We start from the raw sequence: 25,709 nt of genomic DNA, 5'->3' as shown, positions 1-25,709 counted from the left end.
GCTGAAAACGCGTAAATAAAAAAGGCGCTAGTGAAAGCGCCCTTTTTTGTCATTATGCTGATTATTTGGTCACATCAGCACCAAACCATTTTTCGGAAAGCGCTTGCAGAGTGCCGTCTTTTTGCATTTCCGCAATTGCATCATTCACTGCTTTCAGCAGGTCTTCATTTCCTTTACGCAACGCCACGCCAGACTCCTGACGGGAGAATGCTTCACCGGTTACTGCCAGCGTATCGTTGGTTTTCTTCACCAGATCCAGCGCCGCCAGACGGTCAACGAGGATCGCATCGATACGGCCTACGCGCAGATCCTGATATTTGGTCGGGTCATCATCATAGGTACGCACATCGACGCCCTGAACATTCTGACGCAGCCACTCTTCATAGTTGGTGCCCAGACCGACACCCACTTTTTTGCCTTTCAGATCATCAGCCGTTTTAATGGTGCCTTCGTTACCTTTTTTCACCAGCGCCTGAATACCGGAAATGGTGTACGGGGTAGAGAAATCGTATTTTTTCTTGCGCTCGTCAGAAATGGTGACCTGATTAATCACCACATCAATGCGTTTAGAGTCCAGCGACGCCAGCATACCGTCCCATTTGGTCGGTTTTAGTGACGCCTCAACGCCAAGATGTTTTGCCAGCTGTTGGGCAAATTCCACTTCAAAACCGGTTAATTTGCCGTCATCCCCCTGAAAACTGAACGGCGGATAAGTTCCTTCCAGCCCTACCAGCAGCGTGCCGCGCTCTTTGACTTTATTAAGCAGACCTTCATCTGCAAAACTTTTAACGCTCATGCCCGCAACCAGCGCCACGGCCATCACACCCATCAATGCCTGACGTCCCAGATGTGCTAATTTCATATTCACCCCGAATGTTGTTATGTCTGTTTGCAGTGTAGAGCCATTGTTTGTAAACACAAAAACAACTCCGCTACATCTTATTCTTATTTAATATATATCAGAAGCAGGCAGGCTGGAGGATTTCTGCACAAGTCCGGTACACGTTTGACGCTGATAGTGTTGATACTTCCGTAACGCGATGCGGTAATTGTTGGTGCTGGTGGTGGGCAGCCACGGGGCGAGGATTTCATCAAGGAAACCGTCCTGCAGCTGATCGAGGGAAATATTTTGCTCGTGTAGATGATTACCCAAACGGCGCAGACGAACGACATATTCACGCACCGTACCTGGGCTCATTTCAGTTTGCTCAAAAAGAAATTGCTTAAAACCGATAATATCGAAAAAATCACTCTGCGTTTTGCAATGTAAATCACCGCAAAATCGGCACAATGCCGCCCATGATTTTTGTTCCACTTGCCAGCCATTTTCATCAAGCAGCATGTCCAGGCGGGAAATCTCGATTTTATTCACTATTTTGCCGTCGCGAACGAGGGTAATGCGATCGAGTAATTTACGGCAATGCGCGCAATGGGTCTGGCTGTGTTTAAAGTCTTTAAGATAGCGGCTTAATGGCCGTCTTTTCAGGTGCTGCACCATCATTAAGAACTCCTGGTAGTCAAAATTAAAGTGCGGCATTTACTGACGTTATAACTTACCCAGTTTAGTGCGTAACCGTTTAATAGCCTGGCTGTGTAACTGACTGACCCGCGATTCCCCGACCTCCAGCACCGCGCCAATCTCTTTGAGATTCAGCTCTTCCTGGTAATAGAGGGTTAATACCAGTTTTTCGCGCTCCGGCAACGTTTCGATAGCTTCCATCACCCGCTGGCGCAGATTACTGTCCAGCAGTTGTTGTAGCGGGTTTTCTCGCTGATGATCATCAGTAACCAGTTCAATGCTATCGCCGTGCTCTTCGCGCCACTCATCGTAGGAGAAGAGCTGGCTGTTATTGGTGTCGAGCAACATTTGGCGATAGTCGGCAATATCGATCCCTAAACGTTCCGCTACCTCAGTTTCCGTGGCGTTGCGGCCAAGTTCCTGCTCCAGTTGCCCTATTGCCTGTGCCACTTCACGCGCGTTGCGTCGCACGCTGCGCGGCACCCAGTCACGGCTGCGAAGTTCATCCAGCATAGCGCCACGGATACGCTGCACTGCGTAAGTTGTAAATGCCGTTCCTTGTAGGGCGTCATAGCGTTCGACGGCATTAAGTAACCCAATGCCGCCCGCCTGTAGCAGATCGTCAAGTTCCACGCTCGCGGGCAGTCGAACCTGCAGGCGCAATGCTTCGTGACGCACCAGCGGGACATAACGCTGCCACAGCGAGTGTTTATCCATTACACCTTCAGCGGTATAGAGTGAATTCACGATAAACAGCCCTGCGTTATATGAGTTATCGGCATGATTATCCGTTTCTGCAGGGTTTTTAATCGGACGATTAGTGGGTGAAATGAGGGGTTATTTGGGGGTTACCGGTAAATTGCGGACAGAAAAAACCCCGCCGGTGGCGGGGAAGCACGTTGCTGACAAATTACCATTCATGTTGCCGGATGCGGCGTAAACGCCTTATCCGGCCTACAAAAATGTGCAAATTCAATAAATTGCAATTCATCTTGTAGGCCTGATAAGCGCAGCGCATCAGGCAATTTGGCGTTGCCGTCAGTCTCAGTTAATCAGGTTACGACGATTAACCCTGCAGCAGAGACAGAACCTGCTGCGGTACCTGGTTAGCTTTTGCCAGCACGGAGTTACCGGCCTGCTGGATAATCTGCGCTTTCGACATGTTGGATACTTCGGTAGCATAGTCAGCGTCCTGAATACGGGACTGCGCTTCAGACAGGTTGGTAGTGGTGTTGTTCAGGTTGGTGACTGCGGAATCCAGACGGTTCTGCACCGCACCCAGGGAAGAACGGAATTTGTCTACAGATGCGATAGCATCGTCCAGTGCTTTCAGCGGATCCGTGGTTTTACCATTTGCAACAGCAGTCAGAGCCTCACCACCAGCAGTCAAACCTGTTTGCAGATTACCGCCATTTAAATCGGCAGAGTCGTATGTTTTACCATCAATATCGACCACTTCTGTTTTGCCATCATCTCCGCCCAGTTTGACCGCGGTTGGAGAACTGGCGGCACCGGAAGAGTCAGTATAGGTAATAGTTTTAACAGAAACAGCACCAGTAGTTTCATTCACATCCGCAGCGTAAAGATTGCCATTTGTATCTTTAAGCGCATATGTATCGGTATCATTACCCTTGGAATCCTGCAGTTTTACTAAGCTAACAGCACCAAGGTTGGCAGTTGCGGAACCTGCAGTATTATCAATCTGAACAGGTGTACCGCCTGAAGTGATAGTTGTAGCTTTAGTAGTATTTGCATCAGTTACAGTTGCATTTGCCGTTGCTCCAGTCGCCATTGTCACTGTACCATCATTAGCAACTGTTACTGCGTAATACTTCCCATCGTTATCACCACCGGCGATTTTCGCATAGTAATCATTACCATTATCAGTATAAACACCCTCAATTGAAGCTGGGTTAGTTCCGCCAGTATCAGTGGCTGCTTCCGTAGAAAGGGTAATTCCAGTAAGTTTAATATTGTTTGTGGTGGTGGCACCAAAAGCAGTTACTGGAGCACTAGTGGTAACTGTATCGTTATTTTTAACGCTAAAACCATCAAGGCCAAGAGTTTTAGCATCAATCTGCTTCAGATCGATAGTGATAGTCTGGTTATCATTTGCGCCAACCTGGATTTTCATGGAGCCATTTTTTGCCAGCACGTTCACGCCGTTGAACTGGGTTTGACCAGATACGCGGTCAATTTCATCCAGACGGGATTTAATTTCGTCCTGGATAGAAGACAGATCAGACTCAGAGTTAGTACCGGTAGTGGCCTGTACCGTCAGTTCACGCACACGCTGTAAGTTGTTGTTGATTTCGGACAGCGCGCCTTCAGTGGTCTGTGCAACAGAAATACCGTCGTTGGCGTTACGTGCAGCCTGAGTCAGGCCTTTAATATTAGAAGTAAAACGGTTAGCAATCGCCTGACCCGCTGCGTCATCCTTCGCGCTGTTAATACGCAAGCCAGAAGACAGACGCTCGATAGAACTCGACAGCGCAGACTGGTTCTTGTTGATATTATTTTGAGTGATCAGCGAGAGGCTGTTGGTATTAATGACTTGTGCCATGATTCGTTATCCTATATTGCAAGTCGTTGATTACGTATTGGGTTTCCACCCGTCGGCTCAATCGCCGTCAACCCTGTTATCGTCTGTCGTAAAACAACCTTTAGAATTTTTTTCACAAACAGCCATTTTTTGTTAGTCGCCGAAATACTCTTTTCTCTGCCCCTTATTCCCGCTATTAAAAAAAACAATTAAACGTAAACTTTGCGCAATTCAGGCCGATAACCCCGGTATTCGTTTTACGTGTCGAAAGATAAAAGGAAATCGCATGGCAAGTATTTCATCGCTGGGAGTCGGGTCAGGCCTGGATTTAAGTTCAATCCTTGATAGCCTCACCGCCGCGCAAAAAGCGACGCTAACCCCTATTTCAAATCAGCAATCGTCGTTTACCGCTAAACTTAGCGCCTACGGTACGCTGAAAAGCGCGCTGACGACTTTCCAGACCGCCAATACTGCATTGTCTAAAGCCGATCTTTTTTCCGCCACCAGCACTACCAGCAGCACCACCGCGTTCAGTGCCACCACCGCGGGTAACGCCATCGCCGGGAAATACACCATCAGCGTCACCCATCTGGCGCAGGCGCAAACCCTGACCACGCGCACCACCAGAGACGATACGAAAACGGCGATCGCCACCAGCGACAGTAAACTCACCATTCAACAAGGCGGCGACAAAGATCCGATTACCATTGATATCAGCGCGGCTAACTCGTCGTTAAGCGGGATCCGTGATGCCATCAACAATGCAAAAGCAGGTGTTAGCGCGAGCATCATTAACGTGGGTAACGGTGAATATCGTCTGTCAGTTACATCAAATGACACAGGCCTTGACAATGCGATGACGCTCTCGGTTAGCGGTGATGATGCGCTACAAAGTTTTATGGGCTATGACGCCAGTGCCAGCAGCAACGGCATGGAGGTCTCGGTCGCCGCCCAGAATGCGCAGCTGACGGTCAACAACGTCGCCATTGAGAACAGCAGCAACACCATCAGCGACGCGCTGGAAAACATCACCCTGAACCTGAATGATGTCACCACGGGCAACCAGACGCTAACCATCACTCAGGACACCTCCAAAGCGCAAACGGCGATTAAAGACTGGGTGAATGCCTATAACTCGCTAATAGATACCTTCAGCAGCCTGACCAAATACACCGCCGTAGATGCGGGAGCTGATAGCCAGAGTTCTAGCAATGGCGCACTGCTCGGCGACTCCACGTTGCGGACGATTCAGACGCAGTTGAAATCGATGCTGAGTAATACCGTCAGTTCTTCCAACTATAAAACGCTGGCGCAGATTGGTATCACGACCGATCCCAGCGATGGCAAACTGGAACTGGATGCCGACAAACTCACCGCTGCACTGAAAAAAGATGCCAGCGGCGTAGGTGCATTGATTGTTGGCGATGGTAAAAAAACCGGCATCACAACCACCATCGGCAGCAACCTGACCAGTTGGCTTTCGACAACGGGCATTATTAAAGCCGCTACCGATGGCGTTAGTAAGACCCTGAATAAATTAACTAAAGACTACAACGCCGCCAGCGATCGCATTGATGCGCAGGTCGCTCGCTACAAAGAACAATTTACCCAACTGGACGTTTTAATGACCTCGTTAAACAGCACCAGCAGCTACTTAACGCAGCAGTTCGAAAACAACAGTAATTCCAAGTAATCATTATTCATCGGGAGACAGGTCATGTACGCGGCAAAAGGCACCCAGGCCTATGCACAAATTGGCGTCGAAAGCGCCGTAATGAGCGCCAGCCAGCAGCAGCTGGTCACCATGCTATTTGATGGAGTGCTGAGCGCACTGGTTAGAGCGCGCCTGTTTATGCAGGACAACAATCAGCAAGGCAAAGGCGTCTCTTTGTCAAAAGCGATCAACATTATTGAGAACGGACTGCGGGTGAGTCTTGATGAAGAGAGCAATGACGAATTAACCCAAAACTTGATTGCTCTTTATAGCTATATGGTCAGGCGTTTGCTGCAAGCCAATTTACGCAACGATGTCTCCGCAGTCGAAGAAGTGGAAGCATTAATGCGCAATATTGCCGATGCCTGGAAAGAGTCGTTACTCTCCCCTTCTTTGATTCAGGACCCAGTCTGATGAACCACGCACCGCATTTGTATTTCGCCTGGCAACAACTCGTCGAAAAAAGCCAGCTCATGTTACGCCTGGCAACGGAAGAACAGTGGGACGAACTCATCGCCAGCGAAATGGCGTATGTGAATGCGGTGCAGGAGATTGCACACCTGACTGAAGAGGTTGAGCCGTCCACCACGATGCAGGAGCAACTCCGTCCGATGCTGCGCCTGATTCTCGATAACGAAAGCAAGGTGAAGCAGTTATTACAGATTCGGATGGATGAACTGGCGAAACTGGTCGGTCAGTCATCGATGCAAAAATCGGTGTTAAGTGCCTATGGCGATCAGGGCGGCTTTGTGCTGGCTCCGCAGGATAACCTCTTTTGAATCTTAACGAGCCGATGGCTCGCGAATAATCCGATTACGGCTACGCTTCTAATGTTCCCCTTGAATGGAGTCGAAGAATGCGTAATCCCACGCTGTTACAATGTTTTCACTGGTATTACCCGGAAGGCGGTAAGCTCTGGCCTGAACTGGCCGAGCGCGCCGACGGTTTTAATGATATTGGTATCAATATGGTCTGGTTGCCGCCCGCCTATAAAGGCGCATCGGGCGGGTACTCGGTCGGCTACGACTCCTATGATTTATTTGATTTAGGCGAGTTTGATCAGAAAGGCAGCATCCCTACTAAATATGGCGATAAAGCACAACTGCTGGCCGCCATTGACGCCCTGAAACGCAATGACATTGCGGTGCTGCTGGACGTGGTAGTCAACCACAAAATGGGGGCGGATGAAAAAGAAGCTATTCGCGTGCAACGTGTAAATGCTGATGACCGTACGCAAATTGACGAAGAAATCATTGAGTGCGAAGGCTGGACGCGTTACACCTTCCCCGCGCGTGCCGGGCAATACTCGCAGTTTATCTGGGATTTCAAATGTTTTAGCGGTATCGACCATATCGAAAACCCTGATGAAGATGGCATTTTTAAAATTGTTAACGACTACACCGGCGAAGGCTGGAACGATCAGGTTGATGATGAACTCGGTAATTTCGATTACCTGATGGGCGAGAATATCGATTTTCGCAATCATGCCGTGACGGAAGAGATTAAATACTGGGCGCGCTGGGTAATGGAACAAACGCAATGCGACGGTTTTCGTCTTGATGCGGTCAAACATATTCCGGCGTGGTTTTATAAAGAGTGGATCGAACACGTACAAGAAGTTGCACCAAAGCCACTATTTATTGTGGCTGAATACTGGTCGCATGAAGTCGATAAACTGCAAACGTATATTGATCAGGTGGAAGGCAAAACCATGCTGTTCGATGCACCGCTGCAGATGAAATTCCATGAAGCATCGCGCATGGGACGCGACTACGACATGACGCAGATTTTCACGGGTACATTAGTGGAAGCCGATCCTTTCCACGCCGTAACACTCGTTGCCAACCACGACACCCAACCGTTGCAAGCCCTCGAAGCACCGGTCGAACCGTGGTTTAAACCGCTGGCGTATGCTCTAATTTTGTTGCGGGAAAATGGCGTTCCTTCGGTATTCTATCCTGACCTCTATGGCGCGCATTACGAAGATGTTGGCGGTGACGGGCAAACCTATCCGATAGATATGCCAATAATCGAACAACTTGATGAGTTAATTCTCGCCCGTCAGCGTTTCGCCCACGGTGTACAAACGTTATTTTTCGACCATCCGAACTGCATTGCCTTTAGCCGCAGTGGCACTGACGAATATCCCGGCTGCGTGGTGGTCATGTCGAACGGGGATGATGGCGAAAAAACCATTCATCTGGGAGAGAATTACGGCAATAAAACCTGGCGTGATTTTCTGGGGAACCGGCAAGAGAGCGTAGTGACCGACGAAAACGGCGAAGCAACCTTCTTTTGCAACGGCGGCAGCGTCAGCGTGTGGGTTATCGAAGAGGTGATTTAAATTCATCCCCGGCGGCAAGCCGGGGAGATTTCATTACGGCAGTGACGTCGGTAACGGCGCTTTATCCAGCGCAGCGGCACACTCTGCCGTCGGGCGATCCACACGCTCCATCGTCATACCATCGTACTCAATGGTGTTACCGTCACGCTCAACCTCGTACAGCTCACGTTTCACGGTAACGTTAGTGAGATCATCAGACATCAATGTCAACTTACCCGGCACGGCAATCACCCGCTGCCACTGACGGCAATCCAGAGTATCGCCCTCTTTAGTGACAATCAGGCTGCCTATCGCTTCCGGACTGACCAGCGCACGTTGCGGCCCTTTGGTCTGCCAGTAGCCCGCCAGCCAGTCCGGCGCGGGGGTTTTCACGACATTGTTATAGTTTTCGACTTCGGCACAGCCCGCCAGCAACATGAGCGCGCCTGCAATTGCGAGTTTTTTCATCATTCATCCTGCATGAGAAGAAAAGAGGATTGTGGCATTAAAGCCCTGATGTCGCCAGCCTTTCCAGGTTCAGAGAGAAATTTGATCTAATTATTATTTTTGTGAATTATTACCCCGAAAATAAATTTGCATGGTGTATGATTCGCGACTCTTGTTTCAAACCTTCTGAGTTCAGAGGCTACATTCATGTCATGGCAGCAATTCAAACACGCCTGGTTGATTAAATTCTGGGCGCCCATCCCTGCGGTCATCGCGGCGGGTATTCTCTCCACTTACTATTTTGGCATCACTGGCACCTTTTGGGCTGTCACGGGTGAATTTACCCGTTGGGGCGGCCAGCTCCTGCAGCTGTTCGGCGTCCATGCTGAAGAGTGGGGTTACTTTAAAATTATCCATCTGGAAGGATCGCCATTAACCCGCATCGACGGGATGATGATCCTCGGTATGTTTGGCGGCTGCTTTGCCGCAGCGCTGTGGGCCAACAATGTCAAACTACGCATGCCGCGCAGCCGTATCCGCATTATGCAGGCCATTATTGGCGGCATTATCGCCGGTTTTGGCGCGCGTCTGGCAATGGGCTGTAACCTGGCGGCGTTCTTTACCGGCATTCCTCAGTTCTCGCTGCATGCCTGGTTCTTTGCCATCGCCACTGCCATTGGTTCATGGTTTGGCGCGCGCTTTACCCTGCTGCCCATCTTCCGTATTCCCGTGAAAATGCAGAAAGTTTCTGCCGCCTCACCGCTGACGCAAAAACCGGATCAGGCGCGGCGTCGTTTTCGTCTCGGGATGCTGGTCTTTTTCGGCATGCTGGGCTGGGCGCTGCTCACGGCGATGAACCAACCAAAACTGGGGCTGGCAATGCTGTTTGGCGTCGGCTTTGGTTTACTGATTGAACGTGCGCAAATCTGCTTTACTTCGGCGTTCCGCGATATGTGGATCACCGGACGTACCCATATGGCGAAAGCAATCATTATCGGTATGGCGGTGAGTGCCATCGGGATCTTCAGTTACGTACAGTTAGGCGTTGAACCCAAAATCATGTGGGCGGGACCAAACGCGGTAATTGGTGGTTTACTGTTTGGTTTTGGCATCGTGCTGGCAGGCGGCTGCGAAACCGGCTGGATGTACCGCGCGGTAGAAGGCCAGGTGCACTACTGGTGGGTCGGTCTGGGCAACGTGATCGGCTCGACGATTCTGGCGTACTACTGGGATGATTTCGCTCCGGCGCTGGCCACCGACTGGGACAAAATCAACCTGCTAAAAACCTTTGGTCCGATGGGTGGCCTGCTAGTGACATATTTGCTGCTGTTTGCTGCGCTGATGTTGATTATCGGCTGGGAAAAACGCTTCTTCCGCCGTGCGGCACCGCAGACTGCTAAGGAGATCGCATGAAAAATATCGTTCCTGATTACCGCCTTGATATGGTGGGTGAACCCTGCCCTTATCCGGCAGTCGCAACCCTTGAGGCGATGCCGCAATTAAAAAAAGGTGAGATCCTGGAAGTGGTGAGCGACTGTCCGCAGTCGATCAATAATATTCCACTGGATGCGCGTAATCACGGCTATACGGTGCTGGATATTCAGCAAGACGGGCCGACCATTCGTTATTTAATTCAGAAGTAATCCCTCATTCCCGCTGTGGCCCACAGCGGGAACATCGTTGCCTCTGACACATAGATTTTACCCGCCCCCTCTCCTATTCTTTTCAGTATGATCTCAGGAGGTTGCTATGTGTGGACGCTTTGCCCAATCCCAAACGCGTGAAGATTACCTTGCGCTTCTCGCGGAAGATATTGAACGCGATATTCCCTACGATCCCGAACCCATTGGCAGATACAACGTCGCGCCGGGAACCAAAGTTCTTCTGCTCAGTGAACGTGATGAACACCTTCATCTGGATCCGGTTTTCTGGGGATATGCTCCCGGATGGTGGGATAAACCGCCGCTGATTAACGCCCGCGTAGAAACTGCCGCAACCAGTCGCATGTTTAAACCGCTCTGGCAACACGGTCGGGCAATCTGTTTTGCCGATGGCTGGTTTGAGTGGAAAAAAGAAGGCGACAAAAAGCAGCCTTATTTTATCTATCGTGCTGATGGACAACCTGTTTTTCTGGCCGCGATAGGCAGCACACCGTTCGAGCGTGGTGACGAAGCCGAAGGATTTTTGATCGTCACTGCAGCAGCAGACCAAGGTCTGGTAGATATTCATGACCGCCGCCCGCTGGTACTGTCGCCAGAAGCTGCGCGGAAATGGATGCGGCAAGAGATTGGCGGTAAAGAAGCCTCTGAAATCGCTACCAGTGGCTGTGTGCCAGCAAACCAGTTCACCTGGCACCCGGTATCGTGCGCGGTGGGTAATGTTAAAAACCAGGGAGCGGAGTTAATTCAACCTATCTGATAAGCCTGGAGATTATTGATCAACAATACTGCGTCATAAGAAATCTCTATTAGACAAAGATTTCAGTACCTGTTGGCATATTGCAAAAATAACACCAATGCGGAATCGTTATGTTCACGATTAAAATAGATGATCTCACCCATCCAGCAGTGCAAGCATTAGTGGCTTACCATATTTCCGGCATGCTGCAGCAGTCTCCCCCCGAAAGCAGTCATGCTTTAGATGTGCAAAAATTACGTAACCCGAAAGTAACATTCTGGTCAGTATGGGAAGGCGAACAACTCGCAGGAATTGGTGCGCTGAAGTTGCTGGATGATAAACATGGCGAACTGAAATCAATGCGTACCGCGCCAAATTATTTACGTCGAGGTGTCGCCAGTCTGATTTTACGCCACATTTTGCAGGTCGCCCAGGACAGATGTCTTCATCGCCTGAGCTTAGAAACGGGTACACAGGCTGGATTTACGACCTGCCATCAACTTTATTTGAAGCATGGTTTCGTTGATTGCGAACCGTTTGCTGATTATCGATTTGATCCACACAGTCGATTTTTATCATTGACGCTATGCGAAAATAATGAATTGCCATGAGCCAGACGCAGCACATTCTTGCATTCGACGCGCTGCGCCTTTATTTATCTCCAGCCGGAAACGCCTTGTCCTTAGACGCCCCTTCCACATGCGCCACAAGAAACCTCTATTCCGGTGACACAATTACGCCTAACTATTTAATTCTTACCATCTATTACGACCCTTTTGACTATGTCAGAATATTTATCATAATCAGCGGAATTCGTAACAATATATTTTCGCTGCGATCTTTCATAGCAAATCCCTGTCAAAGTCCATGATATAAAAATGTCTCTTCAAAAGAATTACATTCTTTAAAAAGTAATTCTTTATTGCTATATATCGCAGAGACAACCTCAATATCACACTCCATACGTGCTTTCTCCAGATGATTTGGGAAGTATTGAATTTCTTTTATCTTATTATCGCCACAATTAAACAGCTTAGTAGTCTCAGGCATTGCTGGTATTTACCATATTTTATTGCGATAAATAGAAATTGTCATAGCCTTTGACGGAGATGAGTCAACACGCGATATCAGATTATTATCTACGGAGACCTGGGTAATTCCATCGGATACTTTTGGAAATACCATATAATTATTGAAATCGAGCTCTAATTCTTTGCAGAATTTGGGAATCTGTATTGTGGAAAGGCCATTATGACGAAGATAAAGCACCTCAATCCAGGATGGAAGAGGTGGCAAAGACCCCAAGTGAAGATCTGTTAAGTCAAGTTTACTATTGTGGAGTTCAACACATTTAAACAATCTCACCAATGCTATATCCACATTTTCTTTGAAGTCATTCGATGCGCCTTCTTTGACTGAATTAGCCCAGTCACTGAAACCTTTGCAAAGTCTGGCATCTGTAATTTTCGTTAACTTGTCTAGAAACTCTGCAATATTAGTCGATATAAACTCTAATGTATGCCGAATGGGTGGATTACCAGCTCCCTGACTTTTTTCTATCATGATAAAACCTGTCTTATCATAAATCGAGAAACCTTGAAACCAGAGACTATAATCACCCCATTCGAAATATTCTGAGTGCAATAACTTAAATTCTGACAGCATATTAAATAATTTGCTGCCTTCACTAATTGGTGTAAACTTACCATTTCCAAGACAACTGACTAACTCACTTGATAATTCATTTATGATTGCATCATCAGATACTAACTCTTGTTGTTTTATCGTAGACTCAGTATTAGATGTGATTTTATTTAATTGAACCGACTGAGCTTTTAACGACAGATCATTTAATGGAAACATTTACACTCCTGTTTAATAAATTATATTGCCCAGGGAGCATTCTAAAACACAATAAAATTACCACTATCAAAAATCGCTCATATCCATCGCCCGGAATATGAATAAAAACATCAACAAAGATTAAATTATCCAAACGTTACTGTTGCGTCTGTGGTCGTAACAACAACCAACCTGGTGATGCGTGTTAAAGGAGACACTCTGATGTTCAGGGGGGTTATCGCGTTTACGGATCGTGGATGGCAGAAAACTTTCAGGATCAGGTATCCATTTTAAACCAGAAATTGAGTGAGTTTGCCCCATCCATGCCCCACGCTGTGGGATCGGATGTAATTAAACAAGCATAGTCAACAGGTTACAAAACCTACACCTGCATGCTCATCACTTCCTGATACGCCGCCACCAGCTTATTACGCACCTGAATCCCCATTTGCATAGAAACTGAGGCTTTTTGCATATCGGTCATCACATCGTTTAACGCCACGCCGGGTTCACCGAGAGTGAATTTTTCTGCCTGCGTGCGGGCGGCTGTTTGTGTATCGCTTATGCGATCGAGCGCGGCGTGCAGCTGCCCGGCAAAACTAATGGTCGGTTGCGGCAGTGATTCCTGCGCACGCGCACTCATCGCCGTGGTCTGTAACTGGCTAATAACCCCTTCAATCCCCTGTATCGCTGACATTTTCATCTCCCGGATAATTTCTGTTAGCAAAGCCTACCAGTAAGTCAATAAGACAAAGGCGCTAAATAGCAGCAAAAAAACGGGTTTATTGGCGGATAGAAAAAAACGAAAGCACAAATAATGGGAGCGTCAATTTTTCGAGTTTGCTGACCCGGGAGTGAGTCTTGTTCCACTTTGCCAATAACGCCGTCCATAATCAGCCACGAGGTGCGCGATGAATGCGACTGCAGCCCAGACAAAATCTCTTGAGTGGCTTAATCGCCTGCGTGCGAATCCGAAAATTCCATTGATTATTGCCGGTTCCGCGGCAGTGGCGGTCATGGTCGCACTGATCCTGTGGGCGAAAGCCCCCGACTACCGTACATTATTCAGCAATCTTTCCGATCAGGATGGTGGCGCAATTGTCAGCCAACTGACGCAAATGAATATTCCTTACCGCTTCAGCGAAGCCAGCGGCGCTATTGAAGTTCCGGCAGATAAAGTTCACGAGCTGCGTCTGCGCCTGGCGCAACAAGGTTTGCCCAAAGGCGGCGCGGTCGGTTTCGAACTGCTTGATCAGGAAAAGTTTGGTATCAGCCAGTTCAGCGAACAGGTGAATTATCAGCGGGCGCTGGAAGGCGAGCTTTCTCGTACCATCGAAACTATCGGCCCGGTAAAAGGGGCGCGCGTACATCTGGCAATGCCGAAACCCTCTTTATTCGTCCGTGAACAAAAATCCCCTTCTGCATCGGTGACGGTAAATCTGTTACCCGGCCGCGCACTCGATGAAGGGCAAATTAGCGCCATTGTGCATCTGGTTTCCAGCGCCGTTGCTGGTCTGCCTCCGGGGAACGTCACGTTGGTGGATCAGGGCGGACATCTGTTAACCCAATCCAACACCAGCGGGCGCGATCTTAATGACGCTCAGTTGAAATATGCCAGCGATGTCGAAGGCCGTATTCAGCGGCGTATTGAAGCAATCCTGTCGCCTATTGTTGGTAACGGTAATATTCACGCCCAGGTCACGGCGCAACTGGACTTCGCCAGTAAAGAACAAACGGAAGAACAGTATCGCCCTAACGGTGATGAATCTCATGCGGCGCTTCGTTCACGCCAGCTTAATGAGAGCGAGCAAAGCGGTTCCGGTTATCCGGGCGGCGTACCGGGAGCGTTGTCGAATCAACCGGCTCCAGCGAATAACGCGCCAATCAGCACGCCTCCGGCAAATCAAAATAACCGCCAGCAGCAGGCGAGCACCACCAGCAATAGTGGGCCGCGTAGCACACAGCGGAATGAAACCAGTAACTACGAAGTCGATCGCACCATTCGTCATACCAAAATGAACGTGGGCGATGTGCAACGTCTGTCCGTCGCGGTCGTGGTGAATTACAAAACCTTGCCAGATGGCAAACCGTTGCCTCTCAGCAACGAACAGATGAAGCAAATTGAAGATCTGACCCGCGAGGCGATGGGCTTTTCTGAAAAACGCGGTGACTCGCTCAATGTCGTTAACTCGCCGTTCAATAGCAGTGACGAAAGCGGCGGAGAACTGCCGTTCTGGCAACAGCAAGCGTTTATCGATCAGTTACTGGCTGCCGGTCGCTGGTTGCTGGTACTGCTGGTGGCGTGGCTGCTGTGGCGGAAAGCGGTACGCCCGCAGCTAACACGTCACGCTGAGGCGATGAAAGCTGTGCAGCAACAGGCGCAGGCCCGTGAGGAAGTGGAAGATGCGGTGGAAGTCCGCCTGAGCAAAGACGAACAACTCCAACAACGGCGCGCTAACCAACGACTGGGGGCAGAAGTCATGAGCCAGCGTATCCGTGAAATGTCTGATAACGATCCGCGCGTGGTGGCGCTGGTCATTCGCCAGTGGATAAATAACGATCATGAGTAACCTGACAGGCACCGATAAAAGCGTCATCCTGCTGATGACCATTGGCGAAGACCGGGCGGCAGAGGTGTTCAAACACCTTTCCCAGCGCGAAGTGCAAACTCTGAGCGCTGCAATGGCGAACGTCACGCAGATCTCCAACAAGCAGCTAACCGATGTGCTGGCGGAGTTTGAGCAAGAAGCTGAACAGTTTGCCGCACTGAATATCAACGCCAACGATTATCTGCGTTCGGTATTGGTCAAAGCTCTGGGTGAAGAACGTGCCGCCAGCCTGCTGGAAGATATTCTCGAAACCCGCGATACCGCCAGCGGTATTGAAACGCTCAACTTTATGGAGCCGCAGAGCGCCGCCGATCTGATTCGCGATGAGCATCCTCAAATTATCGCCACCATTCTGGTGCATCTGAAGCGTGCGCAGGCCGCCGATATTCTGGCGTTGTTCGATGAACGTCTGCGCCACGATGTGATGTTGCGTATCGCCACTTTTGGCGGCGTGCAGCCAGCCGCGCTGGCGGAACTGACCGAAGTACTGAATGGCTTGCTCGACGGTCAGAATCTCAAGCGCAGCAAAATGGGCGGCGTGAGAACGGCAGCCGAAATTATCAACCTGATGAAAACTCAGCAGGAAGAAGCCGTTATTACCGCCGTGCGTGAATTCGACGGCGAACTGGCGCAAAAAATTATCGACGAGATGTTCCTGTTCGAGAATCTGGTGGATGTCGACGATCGCAGCATTCAGCGTCTGTTGCAGGAAGTGGATTCCGAATCGTTGCTGATCGCGCTGAAAGGGGCCGAGCAGCCACTGCGCGAGAAATTCCTGCGCAATATGTCGCAACGTGCCGCCGATATTCTGCGCGACGATCTCGCCAACCGTGGTCCGGTGCGTCTGTCGCAGGTGGAAAACGAACAGAAAGCGATTCTGCTGATTGTGCGCCGTCTTGCCGAAACCGGCGAGATGGTGATTGGCAGCGGCGAGGATACCTATGTCTGATAATCTGCCGTGGAAAACCTGGATGCCGGACGATCTTGCGCCACCACCGGCAGAGTTTGTGCCAATAGTCGAGCCGGAAGAAACCGTCATTGAAGAGGCCGAACCCAGCCTTGAGCAGCAACTGGCGCAACTGCAAATGCAGGCCCACGAGCAGGGTTATCAGGCGGGGATTGCCGAAGGTCGCCAGCAAGGTCACGAACAGGGCTATCAGGAAGGACTGGCCCAGGGGCTGGAACAAGGTCTGGCAGAGGCGAAGTCTCAACAAGCGCCAATTCATGCCCGGATGCAGCAACTGGTCAGCGAATTTCAAACTACCCTTGATGCACTTGATAGTGTGATAGCGTCGCGCCTGATGCAGATGGCGCTGGAGGCGGCACGTCAGGTGATCGGTCAGACGCCAACAGTGGATAACTCGGCACTGATCAAACAGATCCAACAGTTGTTGCAGCAAGAACCGTTATTCAGCGGTAAACCACAGCTGCGCGTGCACCCGGATGATCTGCAACGTGTGGATGATATGCTCGGCGCAACCTTAAGTTTGCATGGCTGGCGCTTGCGGGGCGATCCCACACTCCATCCTGGCGGCTGTAAAGTCTCCGCCGATGAAGGCGATCTCGACGCCAGTGTCGCCACTCGCTGGCAAGAACTCTGCCGTCTGGCAGCGCCAGGAGTGGTGTAATGACTACGCGCCTGACTCGCTGGCTAACCACGCTGGATAACTTCGAAGCTAAAATGGCGCAGTTGCCTGCGGTACGTCGCTACGGGCGATTAACTCGCGCTACCGGGCTGGTGCTGGAAGCCACCGGATTACAATTGCCGCTCGGCGCAACCTGTGTCATTGAGCGCCAGAACGGCAGCGAAACGCACGAAGTAGAAAGCGAAGTCGTTGGCTTTAACGGTCAACGGCTGTTTTTAATGCCGCTGGAGGAAGTGGAAGGTGTCCTGCCCGGCGCGCGTGTTTATGCCAAAAACATTTCGACTGAAGGACTGCAAAGCGGCAAGCAGTTGCCGCTCGGTCCGGCGTTATTAGGTCGCGTTCTGGATGGCAGCGGTAAACCGCTCGATGGCCTCCCCTCCCCCGATACGACGGAAACCGGTGCGCTGATCACCCCGCCATTTAACCCGTTGCAACGTACACCGATTGAACATGTGCTGGACACCGGCGTGCGCCCAATCAATGCCCTGCTTACCGTCGGGCGCGGGCAGCGTATGGGGCTGTTTGCCGGGTCCGGCGTTGGTAAAAGTGTGCTGCTGGGGATGATGGCCCGTTACACCCGCGCCGATGTCATTGTCGTGGGTTTAATTGGTGAACGCGGACGCGAAGTAAAAGATTTTATTGAGAATATCCTCGGTGCCGAAGGGCGTGCACGCTCCGTGGTGATTGCCGCTCCGGCGGATGTTTCTCCGCTCCTGCGAATGCAGGGTGCCGCCTATGCCACGCGCATTGCCGAAGATTTTCGCGATCGTGGTCAGCATGTATTGCTGATTATGGACTCCCTCACCCGCTACGCGATGGCCCAGCGTGAGATTGCGCTGGCGATTGGCGAACCACCTGCCACTAAAGGCTATCCACCGTCGGTGTTTGCCAAATTACCGGCACTGGTCGAGCGTGCCGGAAATGGCATTAGCGGCGGCGGATCGATTACCGCGTTTTATACCGTGCTCACCGAGGGCGATGACCAGCAGGACCCCATTGCCGACTCCGCGCGGGCCATCCTCGACGGTCACATTGTGCTGTCTCGCCGACTGGCGGAAGCCGGGCACTATCCGGCTATCGATATTGAAGCGTCGATCAGCCGCGCAATGACGGCGTTGATCAGTGAGCAACATTACGCGCGAGTGCGCACCTTCAAACAGCTGTTGTCGAGTTTTCAGCGTAACCGCGATCTGGTTAGCGTCGGCGCGTATGCCAAAGGCAGCGATCCGATGCTCGACAAAGCCATCGCCCTGTGGCCGCAGCTGGAGGGCTATTTGCAACAAGGCATTTTTGAACGCGCGGACTGGGAAGCGTCTCTCCAGGGGCTGGAGCGTATTTTCCCGACAGTGTCATAACCCAGGAGATAACGGCAGATGGCAGAACATGGCGCGCTGGCGACCCTGAAAGATCTGGCAGAAAAAGAGGTAGAGGATGCCGCGCGCCTGCTGGGTGAAATGCGTCGCGGATGTCAGCAGGCGGAAGAACAGCTCAAAATGCTGATCGATTATCAGAATGAATATCGCAATAACCTCAACAGCGATATGAGTGCCGGGATGACCAGCAACCGCTGGATCAACTATCAGCAGTTTATCCAGACGCTGGAAAAAGCCATTACTCAGCATCGCCAGCAACTTAATCAGTGGACGCAGAAAGTTGACATTGCCCTGAACAGCTGGCGAGAAAAGAAACAACGTTTGCAGGCCTGGCAGACACTGCAGGAACGGCAATCCACGGCGGCACTGCTTGCAGAAAACCGCCTCGATCAGAAAAAGATGGATGAGTTCGCCCAGCGCGCCGCCATGAGGAAACCTGAATGATTCGCTTAGCGCCTTTGATTACCGCCGACGTTGACACCACCACATTGCCTGGCGGCAAAGCCAGCGATGCTGCACAAGATTTTCTCGCGTTGTTGAGCGAAGCATTAACAGGCGAGGCAACAACCGACAAAGCGACTCCCCAGTTGCTGGTGGCAACAGATAAGCCCACGGCAAAAGGCGAGCCGCTGGTCAGCGATATTGTTTCCGACGCGCAACAAGCGGATTTACTGATCCCTGTGGATGAAACACTGCCTGTCATCAACGACGAACAATCCACATCAACACCGTTAACCACCGCTCAGACGATAACGTTGGCTGCGGCGGCTGACAACAATACGGCAAAAGACGAAAAAGCGGATGATCTGAATGAAGACGTCACCGCCAGCCTGAGTGCCCTTTTTGCGATGTTGCCGGGTTTTGACAATACGCCCAAAGTGACTGATGCGCCGTCAACCGTGTTACCGGCAGAGAAACCAACGCTCTTCACAAAACTGACTTCTGCGCAACTCACAACAGCACAGCCTGATGATGCCCCCGGCACACCAGCTCAGCCATTAACACCGCTGGTAGCAGAAGCCCAGAGTAAAGCGGAAGTCATCAGCACGCCTTCGTCGGTGACCGCTGCCGCCAGCCCGCTAATCACTCCACACCAGACACAGCCACTGCCCACCGTCGCCGCGCCTGTTTTGAGTGCACCGCTGGGTTCTCACGAATGGCAACAATCATTAAGCCAGCATATTTCGCTGTTCACCCGCCAGGGGCAACAAAGTGCAGAGTTGCGTCTGCACCCGCAGGATTTAGGTGAAGTGCAAATCTCCCTCAAAGTGGATGATAACCAGGCACAAATCCAGATGGTTTCACCGCATCAGCACGTGCGCGCCGCCCTGGAAGCAGCGCTGCCGGTACTGCGTACGCAGCTGGCCGAAAGTGGCATTCAGTTAGGGCAAAGCAACATCAGTGGCGAAAGCTTTAGTGGTCAGCAGCAGGCCGCTTCCCAGCAACAGCAAAGCCAACGCACAGCAAACCATGAACCTCTGGCGGGGGAAGACGACGATACGCTTCCGGTTCCCGTCTCTTTACAAGGGCGTGTAACAGGCAACAGCGGCGTTGATATTTTCGCCTAACGTCAGAGGTAGCACCGTAATCCGCGTCTTTTCCCCGCTTTGTTGCGCTCAAGACGCAGGATAATTAGCCGATAAGCAGTAGCGACACAGGAAGACCGCAACACATGACTGATTACGCGATAAGCAAGAAAAGCAAGCGATCGCTTTGGATCCCGATTCTGGTATTCATTACCCTCGCGGCCTGTGCCAGCGCAGGTTACAGCTACTGGCATTCGCATCAGGTTGCCGCTGAAGACAAAGCGCAGCAACGCGTCGTGCCCTCCCCGGTCTTCTATGCGCTGGATACCTTTACGGTCAATTTGGGCGATGCGGATCGCGTGCTTTATATCGGCATAACCCTGCGACTGAAAGATGAAGCTACCCGCTCGCGGCTGAGTGAGTATTTGCCGGAAGTCCGTAGCCGTTTGCTGTTACTGTTTTCGCGTCAGGATGCTGCCGTACTGGCGACAGAAGAAGGCAAGAAAAAACTGATTGCCGAGATTAAAACCACACTTTCCACCCCGCTTGTTGCCGGGCAACCGAAACAGGATGTCACCGACGTGCTGTATACCGCTTTTATTCTGCGATAACGACATGGGCGATAGTATTCTTTCTCAAGCTGAAATTGATGCGCTGTTGAATGGTGACAGCGAAGTCAAAGACGAACCGACAGCCAGTGTTAGCGGCGAAAGTGACATTCGTCCGTACGATCCGAATACCCAACGACGGGTTGTGCGCGAACGTTTGCAGGCGCTGGAAATCATTAATGAGCGCTTTGCCCGCCATTTTCGTATGGGGCTGTTCAACCTGCTGCGCCGTAGCCCGGACATTACCGTCGGGGCCATCCGCATTCAGCCGTACCATGAATTTGCCCGCAACCTGCCGGTGCCGACCAACCTGAACCTTATCCATCTGAAACCGCTGCGCGGCACTGGGCTGGTGGTGTTCTCACCGAGTCTGGTGTTTATCGCCGTGGATAACCTGTTTGGCGGCGATGGACGCTTCCCGACCAAAGTGGAAGGTCGCGAGTTTACCCATACCGAACAGCGCGTCATCAACCGCATGTTAAAGCTGGCGCTTGAAGGCTATAGCGACGCCTGGAAGGCGATTAATCCGCTGGAAGTTGAGTACGTGCGTTCGGAAATGCAGGTGAAATTTACCAATATCACCACCTCGCCGAACGACATCGTGGTTAACACGCCGTTCCATGTGGAGATTGGCAACCTGACCGGCGAATTTAATATCTGCCTGCCATTCAGCATGATCGAGCCGCTACGGGAATTGTTGGTTAACCCGCCGCTGGAAAACTCGCGTAATGAAGATCAGAACTGGCGCGATAACCTGGTGCGCCAGGTGCAGCATTCACAGCTGGAGCTGGTCGCCAACTTTGCCGATATCTCGCTACGCCTGTCGCAGATTTTAAAACTGAAACCCGGTGACGTCCTGCCGATAGAAAAACCCGACCGCATCATCGCCCATGTTGACGGCGTCCCGGTGCTGACCAGTCAGTACGGCACCCTCAACGGTCAGTATGCGTTACGGATAGAACATTTGATTAACCCGATTTTAAATTCTCTGAACGAGGAACAGCCCAAATGAGTGACATGAATAATCCGGCCGATGACAACAACGGCGCAATGGACGATCTGTGGGCTGAAGCGTTGAGCGAACAAAAATCAACCAGCAGCAAAAGCGCTGCCGACGCGGTGTTCCAGCAATTTGGCGGTGGTGATGTCAGCGGAACGTTGCAGGATATCGACCTGATTATGGATATTCCGGTCAAGCTGACCGTCGAGCTGGGCCGCACACGAATGACCATCAAAGAGTTATTGCGTCTGACGCAAGGATCAGTCGTGGCGCTGGACGGTCTGGCGGGCGAACCGCTGGATATTCTGATCAACGGTTATTTAATTGCTCAGGGCGAAGTTGTCGTAGTCGCTGATAAATATGGCGTGCGGATCACCGATATCATTACTCCGTCTGAGCGGATGCGCCGCCTGAGCCGTTAGTGATGAATAACCACGCTACTGTGCAATCTTCCGCGCCGGTTTCTGCTGCGCCACTGCTGCAGGTGAGCGGCGCACTCATCGCCATTATTGCCCTGATCCTCGCTGCTGCCTGGCTGGTAAAACGGCTGGGATTTGCCCCGAAACGCACTGGCGTTAACGGTCTGAAAATTAGCGCCAGTGCTTCGCTGGGCGCGCGTGAACGGGTCGTGGTGGTCGATGTGGAAGATGCACGGCTGGTGCTCGGCGTTACCGCTGGGCAAATCAATCTGCTGCATAAACTTCCCCCTTCAGCACCAACGGAAGAGATACCGCAGACCGATTTTCAGTCGGTCATGAAAAACTTGCTTAAGCGTAGCGGGAGATCCTGATGCGTCGTTTGTTGTCTGTCGCACCTGTCCTTCTCTGTCTGGTTACGCCCCTCGCCTTCGCGCAACTGCCGGGTATCACCAGCCAGCCGCTGCCTGGCGGTGGACAAAGCTGGTCGCTCCCGGTGCAGACGCTGGTGTTCATCACCTCGTTGACGTTTATTCCGGCAATTTTACTGATGATGACCAGTTTCACCCGCATCATCATTGTTTTTGGTTTATTGCGTAACGCGCTGGGAACGCCCTCCGCGCCACCTAACCAGGTATTGCTGGGGCTGGCACTGTTTTTGACCTTTTTTATTATGTCGCCGGTGATCGACAAAATTTATGTCGATGCGTACCAGCCATTTAGCGAAGAGAAAATATCAATGCAGGAGGCGCTGGAAAAAGGGGCGCAGCCGCTGCGTGAGTTTATGCTGCGTCAGACCCGTGAGGCAGATTTAGGGTTGTTTGCCAGACTGGCGAATACCGGCCCGTTGCAGGGACCTGAAGCCGTGCCGATGCGCATTTTGCTCCCGGCCTACGTGACCAGCGAGTTGAAAACCGCATTTCAGATAGGCTTCACGATCTTCATTCCGTTTTTGATTATTGACCTGGTGATTGCCAGCGTGTTGATGGCATTGGGGATGATGATGGTTCCCCCCGCCACCATTGCTCTGCCCTTTAAACTGATGCTGTTTGTACTGGTGGATGGCTGGCAATTGCTGGTCGGTTCGCTGGCGCAGAGCTTTTACAGCTAGAGAGGCAAAATGACACCTGAATCGGTCATGATGATGGGGACTGAAGCGATGAAAGTCGCGCTGGCACTGGCTGCCCCGCTGTTGCTGGTGGCGCTGGTCACGGGCCTTATCATCAGTATTTTGCAGGCCGCCACCCAGATTAACGAAATGACGCTGTCGTTTATTCCGAAAATCATCGCCGTATTTATCGCCATTATTATTGCCGGACCGTGGATGCTCAATCTGTTGCTGGATTACGTCCGCACCTTGTTCACTAACCTGCCGTATATCATCGGGTAGGCCGTACAATGATGCAGGTGACAAGCGATCAATGGCTTTCCTGGTTAAGCCTGTACTTCTGGCCGTTACTGCGCGTGCTGGCGCTCATTTCTACCGCACCAATTCTGAGCGAACGCAGCGTGCCGAAACGGGTAAAACTGGGTCTGGCAATGATGATCACGTTCGCTATTGCCCCATCATTACCTGCCAACGATGTTCCTGTTTTTTCGTTCTTTGCTCTGTGGCTGGCCGTGCAGCAGATCCTGATCGGCATTGCGCTTGGTTTTACCATGCAATTTGCCTTTGCCGCTGTGCGAACCGCTGGTGAAATTATCGGTCTGCAAATGGGGCTGTCATTTGCGACGTTTGTCGATCCGGCCAGCCATCTCAATATGCCCGTTTTAGCGCGTATCATGGATATGCTGGCGTTACTGCTGTTCCTGACATTTAACGGTCATTTATGGTTGATTTCACTGCTGGTCGATACCTTTCACACCCTGCCAATTGGTGGCGAACCGTTGAACAGCAATGCGTTTCTGGCACTCACCAAAGCAGGGAGTTTGATTTTCCTTAACGGGCTGATGCTGGCGTTACCGCTCATTACTCTGCTGCTGACCCTGAATCTGGCATTAGGTTTACTGAATCGTATGGCCCCGCAATTATCCATTTTTGTTATTGGATTTCCATTAACTCTGACTGTCGGTATCTCTTTAATGGCGGCATTAATGCCGTTAATTGCGCCTTTTTGCGAACATTTATTCAGTGAGATGTTTAATTTGCTGGCTGATATTATTAGTGAATTGCCATTAATATAATTCCGTAACGTTTATCATGTTATCCTAAGGATTATCCGAAAAATAATACCTACGAACATCTTCCAGGATACTCCTGCGGCGAAATATTTGTTTTAAGCTCACTCACATATCGCAACATTTACTTTACTTTAAGACAATTCCAGGCAAATTATACAACACTTTACGGGATAGTAAGTCCGCCTGAAAAATCGCGAGAGTGGCGCATTAGGTGACCCATGTTGTTCCGTTTAGTCATGATGAAATATTCAGGTAAGGGGAATTATCGTTACGCATTGAGTGAGGGTATGCCATGTCAACGATTATTATGGATTTATGTAGTTACACCCGACTAGGTTTAACCGGGTATCTGTTGAGTAGAGGGGTTAAAAAAAGAGAAATCAACGACATTGAAACCGTTGATGACCTTGCCATAGCTTGTGATTCACAGCGCCCTTCAGTGGTGTTTATTAATGAGGACTGTTTCATCCACGATGCTTCTAACAGTCAGCGTATCAAGCTCATCATTAATCAACATCCCAATACGTTATTTATCGTTTTTATGGCAATTGCCAATGTTCATTTTGATGAATATCTATTGGTCAGAAAAAATTTATTGATCAGTTCTAAATCGATTAAACCGGAATCTCTCGACGATATCCTTGGCGATATTCTGAAAAAAGAGACAACGATAACCTCGTTTTTAAATATGCCGACGTTATCATTGAGCCGAACCGAATCGAGTATGTTGCGAATGTGGATGGCAGGTCAGGGAACCATTCAAATCTCCGACCAAATGAATATCAAAGCCAAGACCGTTTCATCGCATAAAGGTAATATTAAACGTAAGATCAAAACGCATAATAAACAGGTTATCTACCATGTCGTCCGACTGACGGATAATGTGACTAATGGTATTTTTGTCAACATGCGCTAACACATTCTGACTGGTGGTTTCCCACCAGTCAGGCTGAATTAGATTACTCTGCTTTCTCCACAAAGATACCGTCCTGATGCCCTGCTTCATTAAAGAACCAGATGCCGAGCGGGTAGTCTTCCAGCGAAACCAGGTACATTGTGCCTTCACTAAACTCCTCAACTGCCAGTACCACGCCAGGACGACGCGGACCGCCATCCGTTTTGACTGTTACCCGATCATTCACCTTCATCGTTTTCCTCCTGTGGCTTTGTGCCAGTGTAGAACAATTTCGTTTTTCTGGCAGCGCCAGGCGCGCGCGAGTGCTGATTTTCTCGACTGTCTATACTTAAGAGATGCCAGGCGGACTTAACGACTGGCGGCAACAACAGAGTAACGGTTGCGAGGAAAGATGATGAAAACCGCAAAAGAGTACAGCGATACCGCAAAACGTGAGGTCAGCGTCGATGTCGATGCCCTGCTGGCGGCGATCAATGAAATTAGCGAAAGCGAAGTTCATCGCAGCCAGAACGATTCTGAACACGTTAGCGTCGATGGACGTGAATATCATACATGGCGTGAATTGGCGGATGCCTTCGAACTGGATATTCATGACTTCAGCGTCTCTGAAGTGAATCGTTGAATGCACAATAAAAAAATCCCGACCCTGA

At 50.7% G+C, this 25,709-nt stretch carries 30 protein-coding genes and 2 pseudogenes; 24 read left to right on the top strand and 8 right to left on the bottom strand.

All coding sequences use genetic code 11. The features are described 5' to 3' along the window. Window positions 1-61: 61 nt before the first annotated feature. The 4 genes from tcyJ to fliC all read right to left on the bottom strand — a co-directional run bounded on the left by tcyJ (window position 62) and on the right by fliC (window position 4,082). Complete coding sequence (gene tcyJ, locus ACK8NJ_RS09595) at window positions 62-862, bottom strand: cystine ABC transporter substrate-binding protein (protein WP_001296168.1); 801 nt, start codon at window positions 860-862, stop codon at window positions 62-64. Window positions 863-949: 87 nt separating this feature from the next. Next, a complete protein-coding gene (gene fliZ, locus ACK8NJ_RS09590; RefSeq protein WP_001306737.1) occupies window positions 950-1,501 on the bottom strand; it encodes a flagella biosynthesis regulatory protein FliZ in 552 nt (183 codons plus the stop codon). A 45-nt stretch (window positions 1,502-1,546) separates the two neighbouring features. Beyond that, the gene (fliA, locus tag ACK8NJ_RS09585) at window positions 1,547-2,266 is read right to left on the bottom strand and encodes an RNA polymerase sigma factor FliA (protein WP_001087467.1); all 720 of its coding nucleotides are present in this window, start codon (window positions 2,264-2,266) and stop codon (window positions 1,547-1,549) included. A 319-nt stretch (window positions 2,267-2,585) separates the two neighbouring features. Then, a complete protein-coding gene (gene fliC / locus ACK8NJ_RS09580) occupies window positions 2,586-4,082 on the bottom strand; it encodes a FliC/FljB family flagellin (protein ID WP_213851304.1) in 1,497 nt (498 codons plus the stop codon). A gap of 265 nt (window positions 4,083-4,347) precedes the next feature. Here fliC and fliD point away from each other — a divergent pair, with 265 nt between their 5' ends. The 4 genes from fliD to amyA all read left to right on the top strand — a co-directional run bounded on the left by fliD (window position 4,348) and on the right by amyA (window position 8,119). Further along, window positions 4,348-5,754 (top strand): flagellar filament capping protein FliD, encoded by a 1,407-nt coding sequence (fliD, locus tag ACK8NJ_RS09575; protein ID WP_000146781.1) that lies wholly within the window; start codon window positions 4,348-4,350, stop codon window positions 5,752-5,754. A gap of 24 nt (window positions 5,755-5,778) precedes the next feature. Further along, window positions 5,779-6,189 (top strand): flagellar export chaperone FliS, encoded by a 411-nt coding sequence (gene fliS, locus ACK8NJ_RS09570; protein WP_000270668.1) that lies wholly within the window; start codon window positions 5,779-5,781, stop codon window positions 6,187-6,189. Continuing rightward, a complete protein-coding gene (gene fliT, locus ACK8NJ_RS09565) occupies window positions 6,189-6,554 on the top strand; it encodes a flagella biosynthesis regulatory protein FliT (protein ID WP_001015035.1) in 366 nt (121 codons plus the stop codon). The genes fliS and fliT overlap by 1 nt, the downstream gene beginning before the upstream one ends. Before the next feature lie 77 nt (window positions 6,555-6,631). Beyond that, a complete protein-coding gene (gene amyA / locus ACK8NJ_RS09560) occupies window positions 6,632-8,119 on the top strand; it encodes an alpha-amylase (protein ID WP_001245699.1) in 1,488 nt (495 codons plus the stop codon). A gap of 33 nt (window positions 8,120-8,152) precedes the next feature. On the opposite strand, the gene yedD is transcribed toward amyA, so the two are convergent. Next, window positions 8,153-8,566 (bottom strand): lipoprotein YedD, encoded by a 414-nt coding sequence (yedD, locus tag ACK8NJ_RS09555; protein WP_001389752.1) that lies wholly within the window; start codon window positions 8,564-8,566, stop codon window positions 8,153-8,155. 186 nt (window positions 8,567-8,752) lie between these two features. Between yedD and yedE the strand changes: the two genes are divergently transcribed. The 4 genes from yedE to ACK8NJ_RS09535 all read left to right on the top strand — a co-directional run bounded on the left by yedE (window position 8,753) and on the right by ACK8NJ_RS09535 (window position 11,553). Then, the gene (gene yedE, locus ACK8NJ_RS09550; RefSeq protein ID WP_000118897.1) at window positions 8,753-9,958 is read left to right on the top strand and encodes a selenium metabolism membrane protein YedE/FdhT; all 1,206 of its coding nucleotides are present in this window, start codon (window positions 8,753-8,755) and stop codon (window positions 9,956-9,958) included. Continuing rightward, entirely contained in the window at window positions 9,955-10,188 is a 234-nt protein-coding gene (gene yedF, locus ACK8NJ_RS09545; protein WP_000790504.1) for a sulfurtransferase-like selenium metabolism protein YedF, read from the top strand. Before yedE ends, yedF begins: the two co-directional genes overlap by 4 nt. A 106-nt stretch (window positions 10,189-10,294) precedes the next feature. Further along, window positions 10,295-10,963, top strand: a complete 669-nt coding sequence (locus ACK8NJ_RS09540; protein WP_021559275.1) for an SOS response-associated peptidase — start codon at window positions 10,295-10,297, stop codon at window positions 10,961-10,963. A 110-nt stretch (window positions 10,964-11,073) separates the two neighbouring features. Further along, window positions 11,074-11,553, top strand: coding sequence for a GNAT family N-acetyltransferase (locus tag ACK8NJ_RS09535; protein ID WP_411962389.1), 480 nt, complete (start codon window positions 11,074-11,076; stop codon window positions 11,551-11,553). Window positions 11,554-11,690: 137 nt separating this feature from the next. On the opposite strand, the pseudogene ACK8NJ_RS09530 reads toward ACK8NJ_RS09535, so the two are convergent. Further along, window positions 11,691-12,805 (bottom strand): annotated as a pseudogene (locus ACK8NJ_RS09530) (DUF5503 domain-containing protein). A gap of 194 nt (window positions 12,806-12,999) precedes the next feature. On the opposite strand from ACK8NJ_RS09530, the pseudogene ACK8NJ_RS09525 reads away from it, so the two are divergent. Continuing rightward, a pseudogene (locus tag ACK8NJ_RS09525) lies at window positions 13,000-13,149 on the top strand (integrase); the annotation flags it as partial. A gap of 17 nt (window positions 13,150-13,166) precedes the next feature. Here ACK8NJ_RS09525 and fliE read toward each other — a convergent pair. Then, a complete protein-coding gene (gene fliE, locus ACK8NJ_RS09520) occupies window positions 13,167-13,481 on the bottom strand; it encodes a flagellar hook-basal body complex protein FliE (RefSeq protein ID WP_001301376.1) in 315 nt (104 codons plus the stop codon). A 214-nt stretch (window positions 13,482-13,695) separates the two neighbouring features. On the opposite strand from fliE, the gene fliF reads away from it, so the two are divergent. The 14 genes from fliF to rcsA all read left to right on the top strand — a co-directional run bounded on the left by fliF (window position 13,696) and on the right by rcsA (window position 25,059). Continuing rightward, window positions 13,696-15,354, top strand: coding sequence for a flagellar basal-body MS-ring/collar protein FliF (gene fliF / locus ACK8NJ_RS09515; RefSeq protein WP_411962388.1), 1,659 nt, complete (start codon window positions 13,696-13,698; stop codon window positions 15,352-15,354). Beyond that, complete coding sequence (gene fliG / locus ACK8NJ_RS09510) at window positions 15,347-16,342, top strand: flagellar motor switch protein FliG (RefSeq protein WP_000067950.1); 996 nt, start codon at window positions 15,347-15,349, stop codon at window positions 16,340-16,342. The genes fliF and fliG overlap by 8 nt, the downstream gene beginning before the upstream one ends. Next, entirely contained in the window at window positions 16,335-17,021 is a 687-nt protein-coding gene (fliH, locus tag ACK8NJ_RS09505; RefSeq protein WP_411962386.1) for a flagellar assembly protein FliH, read from the top strand. Before fliG ends, fliH begins: the two co-directional genes overlap by 8 nt. Next, window positions 17,021-18,394, top strand: a complete 1,374-nt coding sequence (fliI, locus tag ACK8NJ_RS09500; RefSeq protein WP_001600059.1) for a flagellar protein export ATPase FliI — start codon at window positions 17,021-17,023, stop codon at window positions 18,392-18,394. The genes fliH and fliI overlap by 1 nt, the downstream gene beginning before the upstream one ends. A gap of 18 nt (window positions 18,395-18,412) precedes the next feature. Further along, window positions 18,413-18,856 carry a flagellar export protein FliJ gene (fliJ, locus tag ACK8NJ_RS09495; RefSeq protein WP_000807584.1) on the top strand — a complete coding sequence of 148 codons (444 nt, stop codon included), beginning with the start codon at window positions 18,413-18,415 and terminating at the stop codon, window positions 18,854-18,856. Then, window positions 18,853-19,980: a flagellar hook-length control protein FliK gene (locus tag ACK8NJ_RS09490; protein WP_001559281.1), complete on the top strand. Its 1,128-nt coding sequence runs from the start codon at window positions 18,853-18,855 to the stop codon at window positions 19,978-19,980. Before fliJ ends, ACK8NJ_RS09490 begins: the two co-directional genes overlap by 4 nt. Before the next feature lie 104 nt (window positions 19,981-20,084). Further along, a complete protein-coding gene (fliL, locus tag ACK8NJ_RS09485; protein WP_000133118.1) occupies window positions 20,085-20,549 on the top strand; it encodes a flagellar basal body-associated protein FliL in 465 nt (154 codons plus the stop codon). A 4-nt stretch (window positions 20,550-20,553) separates the two neighbouring features. Next, a complete protein-coding gene (fliM, locus tag ACK8NJ_RS09480; protein ID WP_001295641.1) occupies window positions 20,554-21,558 on the top strand; it encodes a flagellar motor switch protein FliM in 1,005 nt (334 codons plus the stop codon). Then, window positions 21,555-21,968, top strand: coding sequence for a flagellar motor switch protein FliN (fliN, locus tag ACK8NJ_RS09475; RefSeq protein ID WP_001282098.1), 414 nt, complete (start codon window positions 21,555-21,557; stop codon window positions 21,966-21,968). Before fliM ends, fliN begins: the two co-directional genes overlap by 4 nt. Window positions 21,969-21,970: 2 nt before the next feature. After that, complete coding sequence (gene fliO / locus ACK8NJ_RS09470; RefSeq protein ID WP_001302429.1) at window positions 21,971-22,336, top strand: flagellar biosynthetic protein FliO; 366 nt, start codon at window positions 21,971-21,973, stop codon at window positions 22,334-22,336. Further along, window positions 22,336-23,073 (top strand): flagellar type III secretion system pore protein FliP, encoded by a 738-nt coding sequence (fliP, locus tag ACK8NJ_RS09465; protein WP_001515470.1) that lies wholly within the window; start codon window positions 22,336-22,338, stop codon window positions 23,071-23,073. Before fliO ends, fliP begins: the two co-directional genes overlap by 1 nt. A 9-nt stretch (window positions 23,074-23,082) precedes the next feature. Then, window positions 23,083-23,352: a flagellar biosynthesis protein FliQ gene (fliQ, locus tag ACK8NJ_RS09460; RefSeq protein WP_000187358.1), complete on the top strand. Its 270-nt coding sequence runs from the start codon at window positions 23,083-23,085 to the stop codon at window positions 23,350-23,352. Between the two features lie 8 nt (window positions 23,353-23,360). Next, complete coding sequence (gene fliR / locus ACK8NJ_RS09455; protein ID WP_000983977.1) at window positions 23,361-24,146, top strand: flagellar biosynthetic protein FliR; 786 nt, start codon at window positions 23,361-23,363, stop codon at window positions 24,144-24,146. A 289-nt stretch (window positions 24,147-24,435) separates the two neighbouring features. Then, complete coding sequence (gene rcsA / locus ACK8NJ_RS09450; protein WP_000104001.1) at window positions 24,436-25,059, top strand: transcriptional regulator RcsA; 624 nt, start codon at window positions 24,436-24,438, stop codon at window positions 25,057-25,059. 43 nt (window positions 25,060-25,102) lie between these two features. Here the strand turns inward: rcsA and dsrB are convergent, their stop codons facing one another. Further along, a complete protein-coding gene (gene dsrB / locus ACK8NJ_RS09445) occupies window positions 25,103-25,291 on the bottom strand; it encodes a protein DsrB (protein WP_000867217.1) in 189 nt (62 codons plus the stop codon). Window positions 25,292-25,453: 162 nt separating this feature from the next. On the opposite strand from dsrB, the gene yodD reads away from it, so the two are divergent. Next, window positions 25,454-25,681, top strand: coding sequence for a peroxide/acid resistance protein YodD (yodD, locus tag ACK8NJ_RS09440; RefSeq protein ID WP_000844800.1), 228 nt, complete (start codon window positions 25,454-25,456; stop codon window positions 25,679-25,681). Window positions 25,682-25,709: the final 28 nt, after the last annotated feature.

The organism is Escherichia sp. F1, assembly GCF_046764225.1.
GTDB lineage: Bacteria > Pseudomonadota > Gammaproteobacteria > Enterobacterales > Enterobacteriaceae > Escherichia > Escherichia coli.
Note: the sequence above shows the minus strand (reverse complement) of the source record. Positions and strands in the feature narration are given on the sequence as shown.

Excerpts from the sequence above, each read along its gene's own strand:
- fliT (WP_001015035.1), top strand. The coding sequence starts at position 6,189 with ATGAACCACGCACCGCATTTGTATTTCGCCTGGCAACAACTCGTCGAA.
- fliP (WP_001515470.1), top strand. The coding sequence starts at position 22,336 with ATGCGTCGTTTGTTGTCTGTCGCACCTGTCCTTCTCTGTCTGGTTACG.
- fliD (WP_000146781.1), top strand. The coding sequence starts at position 4,348 with ATGGCAAGTATTTCATCGCTGGGAGTCGGGTCAGGCCTGGATTTAAGT.
- fliQ (WP_000187358.1), top strand. The coding sequence starts at position 23,083 with ATGACACCTGAATCGGTCATGATGATGGGGACTGAAGCGATGAAAGTC.
- fliO (WP_001302429.1), top strand. The coding sequence starts at position 21,971 with ATGAATAACCACGCTACTGTGCAATCTTCCGCGCCGGTTTCTGCTGCG.
- fliM (WP_001295641.1), top strand. The coding sequence starts at position 20,554 with ATGGGCGATAGTATTCTTTCTCAAGCTGAAATTGATGCGCTGTTGAAT.
- dsrB (WP_000867217.1), bottom strand. The coding sequence starts at position 25,291 with ATGAAGGTGAATGATCGGGTAACAGTCAAAACGGATGGCGGTCCGCGT.
- fliS (WP_000270668.1), top strand. The coding sequence starts at position 5,779 with ATGTACGCGGCAAAAGGCACCCAGGCCTATGCACAAATTGGCGTCGAA.
- fliN (WP_001282098.1), top strand. The coding sequence starts at position 21,555 with ATGAGTGACATGAATAATCCGGCCGATGACAACAACGGCGCAATGGAC.
- ACK8NJ_RS09535 (WP_411962389.1), top strand. The coding sequence starts at position 11,074 with ATGTTCACGATTAAAATAGATGATCTCACCCATCCAGCAGTGCAAGCA.
- yedD (WP_001389752.1), bottom strand. The coding sequence starts at position 8,566 with ATGAAAAAACTCGCAATTGCAGGCGCGCTCATGTTGCTGGCGGGCTGT.
- fliG (WP_000067950.1), top strand. The coding sequence starts at position 15,347 with ATGAGTAACCTGACAGGCACCGATAAAAGCGTCATCCTGCTGATGACC.
- fliE (WP_001301376.1), bottom strand. The coding sequence starts at position 13,481 with ATGTCAGCGATACAGGGGATTGAAGGGGTTATTAGCCAGTTACAGACC.
- yedE (WP_000118897.1), top strand. The coding sequence starts at position 8,753 with ATGTCATGGCAGCAATTCAAACACGCCTGGTTGATTAAATTCTGGGCG.
- ACK8NJ_RS09540 (WP_021559275.1), top strand. The coding sequence starts at position 10,295 with ATGTGTGGACGCTTTGCCCAATCCCAAACGCGTGAAGATTACCTTGCG.
- fliC (WP_213851304.1), bottom strand. The coding sequence starts at position 4,082 with ATGGCACAAGTCATTAATACCAACAGCCTCTCGCTGATCACTCAAAAT.
- fliH (WP_411962386.1), top strand. The coding sequence starts at position 16,335 with ATGTCTGATAATCTGCCGTGGAAAACCTGGATGCCGGACGATCTTGCG.
- fliL (WP_000133118.1), top strand. The coding sequence starts at position 20,085 with ATGACTGATTACGCGATAAGCAAGAAAAGCAAGCGATCGCTTTGGATC.
- rcsA (WP_000104001.1), top strand. The coding sequence starts at position 24,436 with ATGTCAACGATTATTATGGATTTATGTAGTTACACCCGACTAGGTTTA.
- ACK8NJ_RS09490 (WP_001559281.1), top strand. The coding sequence starts at position 18,853 with ATGATTCGCTTAGCGCCTTTGATTACCGCCGACGTTGACACCACCACA.
- fliZ (WP_001306737.1), bottom strand. The coding sequence starts at position 1,501 with ATGATGGTGCAGCACCTGAAAAGACGGCCATTAAGCCGCTATCTTAAA.
- fliR (WP_000983977.1), top strand. The coding sequence starts at position 23,361 with ATGATGCAGGTGACAAGCGATCAATGGCTTTCCTGGTTAAGCCTGTAC.
- fliF (WP_411962388.1), top strand. The coding sequence starts at position 13,696 with ATGAATGCGACTGCAGCCCAGACAAAATCTCTTGAGTGGCTTAATCGC.
- fliI (WP_001600059.1), top strand. The coding sequence starts at position 17,021 with ATGACTACGCGCCTGACTCGCTGGCTAACCACGCTGGATAACTTCGAA.
- fliJ (WP_000807584.1), top strand. The coding sequence starts at position 18,413 with ATGGCAGAACATGGCGCGCTGGCGACCCTGAAAGATCTGGCAGAAAAA.
- amyA (WP_001245699.1), top strand. The coding sequence starts at position 6,632 with ATGCGTAATCCCACGCTGTTACAATGTTTTCACTGGTATTACCCGGAA.
- tcyJ (WP_001296168.1), bottom strand. The coding sequence starts at position 862 with ATGAAATTAGCACATCTGGGACGTCAGGCATTGATGGGTGTGATGGCC.
- yedF (WP_000790504.1), top strand. The coding sequence starts at position 9,955 with ATGAAAAATATCGTTCCTGATTACCGCCTTGATATGGTGGGTGAACCC.
- yodD (WP_000844800.1), top strand. The coding sequence starts at position 25,454 with ATGAAAACCGCAAAAGAGTACAGCGATACCGCAAAACGTGAGGTCAGC.